Origin of the sequence: Polaribacter sp. Z022 (genome assembly GCF_023555495.1) — a bacterium.
In the GTDB taxonomy this organism is placed as follows: domain Bacteria; phylum Bacteroidota; class Bacteroidia; order Flavobacteriales; family Flavobacteriaceae; genus Polaribacter.
This window is the reverse complement of sequence record NZ_JALCZO010000001.1, coordinates 510,725-525,197: the sequence shown is the minus strand read 5'-3', so window position 1 is coordinate 525,197 and position 14,473 is coordinate 510,725. Positions and strand designations below refer to the sequence as shown.

General features: G+C 28.8%; 12 protein-coding genes. 7 read left to right on the top strand and 5 right to left on the bottom strand.

The window, feature by feature from the left end; genetic code table 11:
• Positions 1–42 precede the first annotated feature (42 nt).
• Entirely contained in the window at positions 43–1,578 is a 1,536-nt protein-coding gene (locus MPF13_RS02375; protein ID WP_249980710.1) for an SGNH/GDSL hydrolase family protein, read from the bottom strand.
• 14 nt (positions 1,579–1,592) lie between these two features.
• Complete coding sequence (locus MPF13_RS02370) at positions 1,593–4,391, bottom strand: TonB-dependent receptor (RefSeq protein WP_249980709.1); 2,799 nt, start codon at positions 4,389–4,391, stop codon at positions 1,593–1,595.
• Positions 4,392–4,586: 195 nt separating this feature from the next.
• On the opposite strand from MPF13_RS02370, the gene MPF13_RS02365 reads away from it, so the two are divergent.
• A complete protein-coding gene (locus tag MPF13_RS02365) occupies positions 4,587–5,519 on the top strand; it encodes a bifunctional riboflavin kinase/FAD synthetase (RefSeq protein WP_249980708.1) in 933 nt (310 codons plus the stop codon).
• 58 nt (positions 5,520–5,577) lie between these two features.
• Positions 5,578–6,852, top strand: a complete 1,275-nt coding sequence (gene serS, locus MPF13_RS02360) for a serine--tRNA ligase (protein ID WP_249980997.1) — start codon at positions 5,578–5,580, stop codon at positions 6,850–6,852.
• A 66-nt stretch (positions 6,853–6,918) separates the two neighbouring features.
• Here serS and MPF13_RS02355 read toward each other — a convergent pair whose 3' ends face one another.
• Positions 6,919–7,062, bottom strand: coding sequence for a hypothetical protein (locus tag MPF13_RS02355; protein WP_249980707.1), 144 nt, complete (start codon positions 7,060–7,062; stop codon positions 6,919–6,921).
• Positions 7,063–7,186: 124 nt separating this feature from the next.
• Between MPF13_RS02355 and MPF13_RS02350 the strand changes: the two genes are divergently transcribed.
• Genes MPF13_RS02350 through mgtE form a run of 5 tightly spaced genes read left to right on the top strand, consistent with a single transcriptional unit; the run spans position 7,187 to position 11,642 of the window.
• Positions 7,187–8,956 (top strand): tetratricopeptide repeat protein, encoded by a 1,770-nt coding sequence (locus MPF13_RS02350; protein ID WP_249980706.1) that lies wholly within the window; start codon positions 7,187–7,189, stop codon positions 8,954–8,956.
• 22 nt (positions 8,957–8,978) lie between these two features.
• Complete coding sequence (locus tag MPF13_RS02345; protein WP_249980705.1) at positions 8,979–9,308, top strand: DUF4286 family protein; 330 nt, start codon at positions 8,979–8,981, stop codon at positions 9,306–9,308.
• A 2-nt stretch (positions 9,309–9,310) separates the two neighbouring features.
• Positions 9,311–9,493 carry a hypothetical protein gene (locus tag MPF13_RS02340; RefSeq protein WP_249980704.1) on the top strand — a complete coding sequence of 61 codons (183 nt, stop codon included), beginning with the start codon at positions 9,311–9,313 and terminating at the stop codon, positions 9,491–9,493.
• A 6-nt stretch (positions 9,494–9,499) separates the two neighbouring features.
• Positions 9,500–10,303, top strand: coding sequence for a 16S rRNA (adenine(1518)-N(6)/adenine(1519)-N(6))-dimethyltransferase RsmA (gene rsmA, locus MPF13_RS02335; protein WP_249980703.1), 804 nt, complete (start codon positions 9,500–9,502; stop codon positions 10,301–10,303).
• Positions 10,293–11,642 (top strand): magnesium transporter, encoded by a 1,350-nt coding sequence (gene mgtE / locus MPF13_RS02330; RefSeq protein WP_249980702.1) that lies wholly within the window; start codon positions 10,293–10,295, stop codon positions 11,640–11,642. Before rsmA ends, mgtE begins: the two co-directional genes overlap by 11 nt.
• A 200-nt stretch (positions 11,643–11,842) precedes the next feature.
• Here the strand turns inward: mgtE and MPF13_RS02325 are convergent, their stop codons facing one another.
• Both MPF13_RS02325 and MPF13_RS02320 read right to left on the bottom strand, forming a co-directional pair.
• On the bottom strand, positions 11,843–12,520 hold the full coding sequence (locus tag MPF13_RS02325; protein ID WP_249980701.1) for a response regulator transcription factor: 678 nt from the start codon (positions 12,518–12,520) through the stop codon (positions 11,843–11,845).
• Positions 12,510–14,456 (bottom strand): ATP-binding protein, encoded by a 1,947-nt coding sequence (locus MPF13_RS02320; RefSeq protein WP_249980700.1) that lies wholly within the window; start codon positions 14,454–14,456, stop codon positions 12,510–12,512. Before MPF13_RS02320 ends, MPF13_RS02325 begins: the two co-directional genes overlap by 11 nt.
• Between the last annotated feature and the right edge of the window lie 17 nt (positions 14,457–14,473).

Sequence of the window (14,473 nt, the reverse complement as noted above, 5' to 3'; positions counted from 1 at the left end):
GAATTTAAATTCTCAACCTTTTTTTATAATTATAATATTCTATTAACGTAGAGTTGGAGAATAGTTTGTAGGATAATCTCCAGCTTTTGCTAAACCTCCTGTTGCAGTTTTAAAGTTAGATCCAAATTTAGAATCTATAGCTGCTAAAACTTTGTTAGCCATTAAAGCATATCCTCTTGCAGTAAGATGAACACCATCTAAACTAATTAAACCACCCATAACTAAATTTGTAGTTAAAGTATAACCATCAAAAGCAATTCCAGAAGAAGCTTCTTGTAAAACTCCTTTAAAGTCTACTAATGCAATGTTTGGGTTAGATGATGCTACATTTTCTATAACAGCATTATAAGCATCTGTAGCTGTTTTAATAGCCAATTGCTCTTCAGGTGTAACTACCCATTTATCTGCTAAAGGAACACCTACACCATTTACACTTGCAGGGTTATTTGGATCCGCTAAAGTACCTAAGAAAGAAGAACTAGATAATACCAATAAATCATCTGCAGTAGCTTGTCTGTATTGTTTTAATCCAGCAAAAGCAGGATTTAAAGCTTCTAAATCTGTTAAGTCTTCATCAACAATAACAACTGCATTTTGACCTGCTGCAAAAGTAATTGTTCTTTTTGCAATTTCAGCATCAGCTTGTGCTTGCGTCATTAACTTTAATTGTACTAAACCTGCAAATGCTTGTTGAATACCTCCATTATAAGGAGCATAAGCAGAATTTACAGCGGTTGCTGTTGCTGCATCTAAAGGAATAGCATTGTGTGGTACAGTAGTAAAGTGAGCTAAAGTAGTAATGTAAGGTACATTAGCAATTACACCTTTTGCTCCACCAGCAGTTAATGTAGAAACCATGCTATTAAATACATTTCCAAAAACTACAGGATCTGTTATATCTGAACTACCATAAGTTGATGGGTCAAAATTTCCTGTTTGATCTGTTCCAGAACCACCCGAAAGTGCGTATCCTAAAACGTCATTACCTCCAACTTCAGATAATGTAAAAAACGTTGGTGATTGTGCCATAGCATCACCTAAAACTGTTGAAGTTGCACTAGAAGCAAACCTTGCGTAATAAGGGTTTGCTAAACCTAAAGAAACTCCTGCAACATTTCCATATCCTGGTGCAACAAAATGAAAACTTTTAGCACCTGGTACACCAAAATTATTTAAACTTCCTGTAACAGGAGAAGTTACTTCTGTAGATGGTGTAGCGTCTAAAACAGCTGGTGCTGCTCCATTAAAATACAATCTAGGTCCTTGAATAACATTACCTCCTAAAAGTAAACCTCCAATATTATCATTCATTAAAGGTTGGTTAAATTCTACACCAAACTTTCCTGCTAAAATATTTGGGAAAGAATTTTCTTGTGCTGCTACAAACAAAGCATTATCTGTAAAACCTGCAGTAAAAGAAGCACCAATAGAAACGTACTTAGAAAAATCTAATCCGTTTACATTTAATTCTACTTCTGCTACTACTTCTTCTGGTATTGTATCTAACTCATTATTTACATCACAAGATGCAAAACTAAGAGCTAAAAGACACAATCCTATATATTTATAATTCTTCATGAAATTTTATTTTTTTAGTTATTAATTGTCCAAGAAAGGTAATATTGAGAACCAACTGCACCAACACCAGGAGCACTTAAATACTCTTTACCTGTTAAATTAGATCCACCTAATTTAAATACAGATTTCCAAGAAGGAACTGTATAGTTAACTTGAGCATCAATCACTGTTCTAGAAGCTATGGTTGCGTCTAAGAAAGTAGATTCCCATCTATATTCATCTTGCCATCTTGCATTAATATTAAAACCAAAATTTTCAAATAAATCTCTTTTACCAAACTGTAATTTTACTTTATGTTCTGGAGTGTTAAATCCTGCTTCAAAATCTGGATCAGAAGCTTGGTCAAAATCAAACTTAGCAAATGTATAATTTACACCTAAATTAAACCCATTAAAAACCTTAGTATCTAAACCAATTGTTACACCATAAGAACTAATATCTGCTGCAGAGTTTGTATAGGTTTGAAATGCTGTGTAATCTCCATTTTGAAGTGCTAATAAAGACAATGTATTATCTCCTACTGTACCGTAAAAAGGAACAACTACGTTTTTGTTTGCAATAAAATCTTCATATTGATTGTAGTAAACACTTAAATCGATTGCAATGTTAGATTGTTCAGCTTCTACAATTCCTCTATAACCAACTTCAAAAGCTGTAACTTTTTCTGGTTTTACTAAAGTAACATTAGATTTTTGGAAAGTTCCATTTACAACAGATTCTGCAGAAAAAGAATTTTCATACGCTTGTCTACCAGAAACACCAACTGTTGTAGAATTTGTAAATGCTTGTCCTGAACCACTAACAGATAATGGCGTTGTTGTATATCTATCTAAATTATCTGGAGCACCACCAACTAAAAATGCTCTACCAGCATTTAAACCAATGTATTGATCTTGTGTAGTTGGATTTCTAAATCCTGTTTGAAAAGATCCTCTAAAGTTTTGATTTTTATTTTCACCAGCTGCATATGCTAAAGATATTCTTGGAGAAAAATTTCCATCGAAATTTTGTGCTTTGTCATAACGTAAAGATGTAGTAAACTTTAAACGATCATCTTCTAAAAATTTCTTTTGTAATTGGGTATAAACTCCAAATTCATCATAATTAATAGGACCATCGTAATCTGTAAAAATACTTCCATTAGAGTTTAAAGCATATCTTCTGTATGAACCACCAACCTGAATCTCAGCCCAATCTATATAATCTTGAAAATTATAGTTTGCATCTGAGTGGTATAATTTAGTGTTGTCTTGAAATTTAGATCCTGTTAACAAATCTGGATCTGCAACAACTTTATCAAAAGCAGCTTTAAAACCATCTGTTCCTGGTAATAATCTACCTGTTTCAGCTGTTTGTCTTGCTAATGCATGAGCTTGATCTGCGTTTAAACCACCTAAAGTTCCTTGTACAAAAGCTCCAGTATATTCTCCAAACCAAGTGTTATCATCTTTCCAAGATCTATTAATATTAATTGCAGCAAAACGAGTATCATAAGAATCACCAGCATCTTCACTTGTTACATAACCTCTAACAAAGAAATTTTTACCTCTTAATTCTAATTTATGTTGTTGCATTAAGAAATTCTTAATGTTATATCTATTTGTTCCTTGGTAAATAGTGTTTCCAACACCAACTTTAGAATTCCAAATAATTTCTAACCTATCATTACCAAAAGGACGATAGTTTAATGATGCTCCAAATTTTAAACTTTTAGCCTCATAGCTCATTAAATCGCTTTCATTATAACCAGTTCTACTTACACTTTCACTTGGCACTAAAGCAGCAGCTCCATTTGGTAAGATACCAAGACCTTCTAATGTTTCTGCAACACCTCTTAAATTAGTAGAAACCTCATCTCCATAAACATTTAATCCATCATAATTTCTATCAGAATTTCTATCTCCAGAAATATATTCTCCATTAAATGTATTTCTATAATCTGTAGCATGCCATTCTGTACCATCTAAATACGATAGTGTAGCTTTCGCTGCAAATTTATCTGAAAAAGCATGTGCTAATCTAATATTAAAGTCATAATATTTATTATCTCCTGCAGCTTCTTGACTAGTTAATCCTGTTTTTAAAGAAAGACTAATTCCTTGGTCATCAAAAGGGCTTTTACTTGTCATAAACATAATTCCATTAAATGCGTTTGCACCATATAATGCAGATGAAGCACCTGGAAGTAACTCTACAGTTTTTACATCTAATTCAGACATTCCTAATAAATTTCCTAAAGCAAAGTTTAGTGCTGGTGATGAATTATCCATACCATCTACTAATTGCATAAAACGTGTATTAGAAAACGTAGCAAATCCACGTGTATTAACAGATTTAAAAGTTAAACTGTTTGTATTAATATCTACTCCTTTTAAATTTTCTAACCCATCATAAAAACTTGGAGCAGAGGTATTTTTAATAGCTCTACTATCCATTCTTTCAACGGTAACAGGAGATTCCATAATACGTTCTGGAGTCCTAGAAGCAGAAACTACAATCTCATCTAATGAAGTTGCATTTTCTCTTAAACTAACCTCAACCTTCTGGTTGTTTTTAGTAATTTCAACTTTTTCTGTATGAAACCCTAAAACAGAGATTTCTATAGTAAAAGGTGGTTTTTCTGAAACTTTTAAAACAAAGTTTCCGTCAAAATCAGAGTTAGTACCAACAGATTTTCTAGAAATCTTAATGTTGGCTCCAGGAATTGTTTCTCCTGTTTTTGCGTCTTTAACTGTACCTGTAACAGTGGTTTGGCCAACCATAGCTACACTACTAAAAGCTATAAACGCAAGAAGTAAAAAATTTTTTATCATAATTTGAATTATTTGTTAACTATTTGGCAAAATACAATTTTTTTTGAATAATTGAATAAATCGACCACTTTTTTAAGATTTTAACAAAAAAAGACCCTATTTTCAATAATAAGAAGATAATAAAACTACTCTGTTACATATTCATAAAAACAGTTAGAAATTGTACATTTGTACCATACTTAAATTTACGTTTATTTGGATTCAATTCAAGATATTTCCAACTTTTCAACTACTAAAAAAACTTATGTAACCATAGGTACTTTTGATGGTGTGCATTTTGGGCATCAAAAAATTATTGAGAAGCTAGTTTTAGAGGCTAAAAAAGCAAAAAAAAAATCTGTTTTACTTACTTTTTTTCCACATCCAAGAATGGTGTTACAAAAAGACAATTCTTTAGAGTTAATAAATACTATAGAAGAAAGAGCAGAACTGCTTAAAAAAACAGGATTAGATTATTTAATTATACATCCTTTTAGTAAAGAGTTTTCTAGAATGACAGCTTTAGAGTTTGTTAGAGACATTTTAGTGAATCAATTAAATATTTCAAAATTAATTATTGGTTATGATCATCATTTTGGAAAAAATAGAGAAGGAAACATTGTTCAATTAACAGAATATAGCCACTTATATGATTTTACTGTTGAAGAAATTCCTGCTCAAGATATAGATGATGTTTCTGTAAGCTCTACAAAAGTAAGACGCGCTTTAACAGAAGGAAACCTAAAAACTGCAAACAATTATTTAGGATATAATTTTATGTTAACTGGTACAGTTGTTAACGGAAAACAATTGGGTGGTAAAATTGGTTTTCCTACCGCAAATATTGATGTTAAAGAAAATTACAAATTAATACCAAAAACAGGAGTGTATGTAGTACAATCTATTATAGAAAACAAAACAGTTTTTGGAATGATGAATATTGGAAACAGACCAACTGTAGATGGTACACATCAAACTATAGAAGTACATTTCTTTGATTTTAATAAAGACTTATACAACAAAATTCTTACCATTGAATTATTGTATTTTTTACGTGATGAAAAGAAATTTAGCTCTATTAAAACTTTAATTGAGCAAATAAAAACAGACGAAAAAACGGCTAGAATTTATATAAAAAACAATCTCTAATTCTACATTGTTTAAGTCTTAAGCTTACTGTATCTTTGTGGCATTAATACAAAAGAAAATGTTACAAGTACAATTTATTAGAGACCACAAAGAAACTGTTTTAGAAGGTTTAGCAAAACGTAATTTTGCAAACGCAGAAGAAATTATAAAACAAGTTTTAACAGCTGATGAAAATAGAAGAAAAACTCAAGTAGAGTTAGATAATACATTAGCAGAATCTAATAAAATATCCAAAGAAATTGGTGGCTTTTTTAAATCTGGAGAAGTACAAAAAGCAAATCTTTTAAAAGAAAAAACAGGTCAGTTAAAAGAAAAATCTAAAGAACTTGCAGAAAGTTTAAATGTTTTTGCTGATGAGTTACAAGGTTTATTATATCAAATTCCTAACATTCCTCATGCTTCTGTAAAAGCAGGTACTTCAGAAGAAGATAATGAGAAGATTTTTAGCGAAGGAATTATTCCTAATTTAGGAGAAAACGCATTACCTCATTGGGAGTTAGCCAAAAAATATGATATTATAGATTTTGAGTTGGGTACTAAAATTACAGGTGCTGGATTTCCTGTTTACAAAGGAAAAGGTGCAAGATTACAACGTGCTTTAATCAATTATTTCTTAGATAAAAATACAAAAGCTGGTTACCAAGAAGTACAAGTTCCTCATTTAGTAAATGAAGCTTCTGCAACAGCAACTGGTCAATTGCCAGATAAAGATGGACAAATGTACCATGCAAATGTTGATGATTTATACTTAATACCAACTGCAGAAGTACCAATTACGAATATTTTTCGTGGAAATTTAATGCAAGAGGCAGATTTTCCTATAAAATATACTGGTTATACTCCATGTTTTAGACGTGAAGCAGGAAGTTATGGAGCGCATGTACGTGGTTTAAATAGAGTACACCAATTTGATAAAGTAGAAATTGTAAGAGTAGAACATCCTAATAATTCTTACCAAGCTTTAAACGGAATGGTAGAACATATTAAAGATATTTTAAGAGAATTAAAATTACCTTATAGAATTTTACGCTTGTGTGGAGGAGATACAGGTTTTACATCTGCATTAACTTTTGATTTCGAATTATTTTCTACTGCTCAAGACAGGTGGTTAGAAATTAGTTCTGCATCAAACTTTGAAACTTTTCAGGCAAATAGATTAAAACTTCGTTTTAAAAATAAAGAAGGTAAAAGCGAATTAGCACACACATTAAATGGTAGTTCTTTGGCTTTACCTCGTGTTTTAGCAGGAATTTTAGAAAATTACCAAACAGAAGAAGGAATTAAAATACCAGAAGTATTGGTGCCTTATTGTGGGTTTGATATGATTGATTAACATATTAGTGTTTAGTTTACAGTATTTTGTTAGCTTTTTTGCTTAAAAACACTGTTTTACTGTATACTAATTAGCAACTACTGCTACCATTAATCTTTTATATTTATTCATTTCTAAAAGTGCATTAAAATAAGCGCTTATTTGACCGTTTTTCATAAACTCTATTGAGTTATTTTTTGCTGTTTCGTATTTTTTAGAAAATGTATTCATAACTTTAAATTTGATTGGTTATTTATATAGTAGACAAGTTTCGTGCCAAAATGTTACAAGAAAGCTCTTTTAATATCTATCTTTAATAAAAATTTAACATATTTCTTAAGTATCTTTGATTTAGATGAAAAAAATATTTTTGCTTATTTTTCTTACTATTACTAGCATTAGCTTCTCTCAAAACGATTATTTACTAGGAGAAAGTTATTATAGAGAAGGTGCTTATGAAAAAGCAGCTCAAGTATTTAAAAAACTATATTCTAAAAGTCCTTTTAACACCTCTTATTTAGGTAGATTAATTTCTTGCTACCAAGAAACAAATCAATTCTTAGAAGCAGAAAAATTATTAAAATCTAAAATTAATCAGAATTCTAAACAAGGATTTTTATATGTTTATTTAGGATATAATTACGAACGTCAACAACAAAAAGAACTAGCTGAAAGCAATTATCAACTAGCCTTAAATTCTTTAGATAAAAATGCTTCTTATGGAGGAATAACGGGTCGTATTTTTAAAGAATACAATCTTTTAGATAATGCAATTTTAGCATATCAAAAAGTAATGGCTAAAAACAAAAATGCCAACTATAGTTTTCAAATTGCTCAGATATATGGAGAAAAAGGAGATTTTAAAAAAATGTTTGAATCTTACATTAATCTAGTAGATAAAAGTGAAAACTATTTTAATTTAGTACAAAGATATGCTAGTAAATACATTACAGATGATTCTGAAAATGAAGCAAACATTTTATTTAGAAAAACACTTTTAAGAAAATCTGCAAGTAACCCAAAAGATGTTTGGAATGTTTTGTTAAGTTGGTTGTTTACGCAACAAAAAGATTATGAAAAAGCCTTGGTACAAGAAAAAGCCTTATACCAAAGAAACCCAACAGATTTAGGTTCTTTTTTTAGAATAGGAAGAATAGCATTTGAAAACAAAAGTTATAGTTCTGCAAAAAATTGTTTTAATTATATCATAGAAAAATCAACTTTAAATGAAGAAAAGATAGAAGCCTATTTATACATTTCAAAAATTTATATTGCTACTAAAAACCCAGAAACAGAAACCTTATTTCAATCTCTTTTTCATCAATTTGGTAAAAATCCATCAACAATAAAATTACAAGTTGAATATGCAGATTTCTTAACCTTTCAAGAAAACAAACCTAAACAAGCAAAACAAATTTTAGAACATGCTTTAACCTTTTCTCAATCAAAATTTAATGAAGCTAGAATAAAATTAAAACTTGGAGATATTTTAGTTTTTACAGGCAAATACAACAAGGCATTAATCTATTTTTCTCAAATTCAATCTAAATTAAAAAACCACGAATTAGCACAACAAGCACGTTTTAAAGTTGCTCAAACTAGTTATTTTAAAAGCGATTTTACTTGGGCTAAAGCACAATTAAAAGTCTTAAAAGGTTCTACAACTCAATTAATTGCTAACGACGCATTAGAGTTGTTTTTAATTATAACAGATAATGAACCTGTAGATTCAATTCCTTCTGGATTAAAAGAATATTCTAAAGCAGAATTGTTGGCTTTTCAAAACAAAACGCAACAAGCTATTGATACTTTACATGTTATAAATAAAAAATTTAAAGGTCAACCCATAGAAGATGAAGCACTGTTTAAACAAGCAAAATTATTTATTAAAATAAATCAATTTGAAGCTGCTATTGCAAATTTTGAAAAAATAATTTCATTGTTTTCAGATGGAATCTTAATTGATGATGTTTATTATGAAATGGCAGAGTTATATAATAATCAATTAAATAACCCAGAAAAAGCATCAGAATACTATCAAAAGATTATTTTTGATTATTCTTCTAGTATCTATTTAGTAGATGCTAGAAAAAAATATAGAAAAATAAGAGGTGATAAAGTTTAATTTAAAAACCTAAAACAAAAAAATGTACATATATAACGTAACTATAAATATAGATGATAGTGTTCATAATGAATGGCTAACATGGATGGAAACCCATATTTTAGATGTGTTAAATACAGGTAAATTTTCTTCTGCAAAATTTACAGAAGTATTGGTAGAAGAAGAAATGGGAGGAAGAACGTATTCTGTACAATATACTGCAAATACGCGCGAAGATTTAGAAGATTTTTACAAAGAAGAAGCAGATGGTTTAAGAATTGAAGGTCTTAAAAAATTTGCAGATAAAATGTTAACTTTTACTACAGAGTTAAAAGTAATAAAAGAGTTTTATCCAACAAGTTCAGAAAATTAAATATGAACAACCTACTCTACATACACAGAAAAAAAATTCCATTTATTGGTGTTTTTCTGTTTATTTTAGGTGTAATGCTTGCCTATTTAAAATGGGGTATTGAACCCCAAGAAACTATTGCAGGAGTTTTATGCGGATTGGGTTTATCTTTAACAATTATTGGTTTTGGAATTAAAAAACCCTAAGAAATTATGAGTGTAAAAGCAAAAAAACATTTAGGTCAACATTTTTTAACAGATGAAACAATTGCAAAAGATATTGCAGATGCTTTAACTGAAAACGGTTATGATAATGTCTTAGAAATTGGCCCAGGAATGGGGGTTTTAACTAAATACTTGTTAGAAAAAAAGGCAAAAGTTACTGTTATGGAATTAGATACAGAATCTGTTGCTTATTTACATGAAACGTTTCCTTTAGAGCATATTAAATTAGACACATCAAAAGAAAATTTTGACATTATTGAGGGAGATTTTTTAAAGAAAAACATACAAGAAACTTTTCATAAAAAGCAAGTTGCAATCATTGGTAACTTTCCATATAATATTTCTACTCAAATAGTTTTTAAAGCCATAGAAAACAGAGAGTTTGTGCCAGAATTTGCAGGCATGTTTCAAAAAGAAGTTGCCATGAGAATTGCTGAAAAAGAAGGAAGTAAAGTATATGGAATTCTTTCAGTTTTAACACAAGCTTTTTATGATGTAGAATACCTTTTTACAGTTCCGCCAACAGTTTTTAATCCACCTCCAAAAGTAGATTCTGGTGTAATTAGATTAATAAGAAAAGAAAATTATACATTACCTGTTGACGAAAAATTATTTTTTAGAGTAGTAAAAACTGCTTTTAATCAAAGAAGAAAAATGCTACGTTCTAGTTTAAAATCGTTTAAACTTTCGGATTCTTTAAAAGAAGAACTTATCTTTACAAAAAGACCAGAACAACTATCTGTAAATGACTTTATAGAATTGACGAAAAAACTCGCAGAAAATGGCATTTGAAATAACTCCATACTATCTAGAAAACCTACAAAACCTTATAAATTCTAATAATGACAAAGAAGTTAGATCATTATTTAAAGAGGTGCATTATGCAGATATAGCAGAGGTTTTAGATGAAGTAAATTTTGATGAAGCTATCTATATAATAAAGCTTTTAGATAGCGAAAAAACGTCTGAAATTTTAATGGAATTAGACGAAGATATTCGTGAAAAAATTCTAGAAAATTTATCAGCAAAAGAAATTGCAGAAGAAGTTGAAGAAATGGATTCTGATGATGCTGCAGATATTATTGGAGAACTTTCTGAAGAAAGACAAAAAAGAGTAATTTCTGCTTTAGAAGATGATGAATTAGTTGCAGATATTAAAGAACTATTATCTTATGAAGATGATACAGCAGGTGCTTTAATGGCAAAAGAACTTGTAAAAGTTTATGAAACTTGGACAGTTGCTGGTTGTATGAGAAGAATTAGAGGGCAAGCCAAAGATGTAACAAGGGTACACTCTATTTATGTTGTAGATAAAGAAGAAAAATTAATTGGTAGATTGTCTTTAAAAGATTTAATTATTGCCAAAAACGAACAAAAAATTTCTGAAATATACATTCCTAAAGTAGATGCTGTAAACGTACATGAAGATGAAGAAGAAGTTGCTAAAATTATGGCAAAGTACGATTTAGAAGCTATACCAGTAGTAGATGAAAATAATGTTTTACAAGGAAGAATTACAATTGATGACATTGTAGATGTTTTAAAAGAAGAAGCAGAAAAAGACTATCAATTAGCTGCAGGTTTAGTACAAGATGTAGATTCTGATGATAGTATTATAGAACTAACAAAAGCAAGATTACCTTGGTTGTTTTTAGGTTTAATTGGTGGTGTTGGTGCTTTTTTAATTATGGAAGGTTTTCATGGTGTATTTGCTAAGTACGCAGCATTGTTCTTTTTTACACCTTTAATTGCAGCAATGGCAGGTAATGTTGGGGTACAATCATCTGCAATTATTGTACAAGGTTTAGCTAATGATGATGTAAAAGGTAGTATAAATAGCAGGCTTTTTAAAGAAATGCTTTTAGCGGCTTTAAACGGAATAATTTTAGCACTATTTTTATTTCTTTTTGTTTGGGCATATCAAGGTAAAATGAATTTAGCTATGGCAATTTCAGTTTCATTAGTTATTGTAATTATTGTAGCAGGTTTAATAGGTACATTTGTACCACTTTTCTTAAACAAAAGAGGTATAGATCCAGCAATTGCAACAGGTCCTTTTATTACAACTTCAAATGATATTTTTGGAATTCTAATTTACTTTATGATTGCAAAAATGATTTTAGGCATATAAAAAAACCTCTCAGTAAAACTGAAAGGTTTTTTCCTTTTTCTCTTAATGTTAGATATAAGCCCCTAATCTCATATCTGCAATTAATCCCTTTTTTTGTAGTATTTTGGTTAAATATTACACTACAAATGTACATTGTTAACAATGTTTAAAAACGTAAAAAACCGCAGTTTAAAATGTAGATTTCCGCAAAAGCGAAAAATTTAATCGATTATACCTAATTCTTTGGCTTTTAAAACCAAATCTGTATTGTTATTAGCATTTAAATCTGTTCTTAAATTACCTAATTTAGTTTCTATAGAACGTAATTTTAAAAAAGAGCCATCTCCTTTGGTAATAACTCCTTCTAAATTGGCAATTTTAGGGTGATTTGGCAATTCTTTTAATATTTGTATTGCTACATCATCCATTTGAATTTGAATAATGTTTCTACGCATTATTTTTTGATGAATTTCATGTGTATAGTAATAATCATTTGCCAACATTTTTTGTACTGCAAAACCTATTTCTTTAGCATCGCATTTACTTTTTAATAAATATGCATTCGGATTTAAGTTTGTAATTACATTATACACTCTATTGGTTTCTGTATGCCCTGTTATTACGCCAATTTTTACATCAAAATCATTATTTCTAATAGCTTTTATTAACTCTTCTCCTCCATCTAAAAGAGAATCTTCTGTTGTATTATCAAAACTTAAATCTGTAAATAATAATTGAAATGGATTAGCATTTTGATTTGTTTTTATCAATTGAAAAGCTTCATCACAAGTAGTTGCAGTTACAATATCAAAATCTCCAACTTCTTTTAAAGAACAAGTAATTCCTTGTATTACTAATTGATGATCATCTGCAATTAAAATTCTTATTTTAGTTTCCATTTTTAGGGATTTCAATATTTATAGTTGTTCCTTTTTCTTTTAAACTATCCACAGAAAAAACACCATTAATTTCTTCTATTCTTTCTTTCATGTTTTTTAAGCCAATACCTTTCTTTTTAGAAGAAGTATCAAATCCTTTTCCATTATCATTTATGGTTAAAAACAATGACTTTTTAGACTCTTTAAAGCTTATAATTACGTTTGAAGATTCTGCATATTTATCAATATTTTGCAAAGCTTCTCTAATAGATAAAAATAATGTTCTTTTAATTAAATTATTAACATCTTGCCATTTAACTGTATTAATATCTTTAATTTTAATTCTAAAATCTGCTTCAAAATAATCTGAAACTAAATTTACAATTTGGTTTTTAAAAGACACCTCATCAAAAGAAACACTACTTAATTGATGTGATAAACTTCTAACATTTTCTTTAACTCTATCTAATTCTTTAGACTCTTCTACTAATTTATTTTTTTCTAATTTTTTATGCAATATTCTTATGTCGCCTGCAACTTCATCATGCAATGATTTTGCTATTTGTTGGCGTTCTTTTTCTCTAGCTTCTATTTGTAAAAGTTTGCTTTCAAAAAGCAGTTTTTTTCTTCTATTTAAAACAACTGTTGTACCAAGACCAATAAACATAATACCTGCACCAGCAATTAACCAACCAATTGTTTTTTGTTGCTTTTCGCTTTCTAGCTGTAATTGTTTTCTGTCATTATCTATTTTTAATTCTTTATTTTCTTTGTCTTTTTTTTCTGTTTCAAATCTAATTTTTGCAAATTGATTTTTAATAGATCTTTCTCTTTTAAAAAGACTATCATTTAATTTAAAATGTTCTTCTAAATATAGTCTTCCTTTTTCTCCTTTTACCAACCTAGAAAGTAAAAATAAATTTTCTAAAATACGCTCACTATGATTTATTTTTTTTGCAATTCTAAGCCCTTCTTTTGTATGATAAATTGCTTTTTTTATTTGATTTGTTGAAGCATAAAGTTCTCCTAATAAAGAATAAGAAAAAACGTAGTTATTTACATCTTTCCTTTTTATTCGAGATTTTAAAACTTCTAAATATCCTTTTAATGCAAGTTCTTTATTGCCCAACTTAAAGTTATTGTAAGAATATCCTTCTAAAGCTAAATCATAGCTATGAGGAATTTTAATAGCTAAACTGTCTACCTGTAATGATTTATAATAATACTCACTTGCTTTAAGATTGTTTCCCTCACTTTCATATGTTTTTCCTAATGAAGCATACAATTTTGCAAGGTCAAAGTTATTATTATTGTTCTTTACAAAAGAATAAGCTTTTTTAAAAACCTCTCTAGCTTCATTTTGTCTATCAGTAATCATTAAAACATTTCCTAATTTTTTATATAAAAATACTGTAAAATAAATTTCATTTAATGGCTCAACATATTTTAATCCTTCTATAACTGTTGCTTCAGTTCCTATATAATCTCTTACTTTATATTGTACTATTCCCATTCTAAAGTATTTTTCACCAACACTTAAAGAATCTTTTAATGCAATAGAAATATTTTTAGAACGATTAAGGTAATAAAATGCACTATCTGGTTTGTATAAAAGTCTATATTCTAATCCTTTTATGTAATAAAATTGTGCTAAAACAGAAGAGTCTTTGTTTTTTTTATATAACTTTTTAAGATTTTCTTTAATTAAAATAAGTGTTTTTTTATCTGACTTAAAAAAACTTTTTAATCCAAATTTTTTATATGTTTTAGAAATTAAACTATCTGATTGTGTTTTATCAACCAGATTAATAGCTATTTTAGAAATCTCAGGATTTAGCGTTTTTTTGTAGTTTTTATACAAAACTGTAATTGAGTCTACGGTTTTATCAAAATTGGTGTTTTGAGAAAATATTGTAGTACTTAGAAATAAAAAAAGAATTAAATATTTATTATGCATAAAGTAATATACCCTGA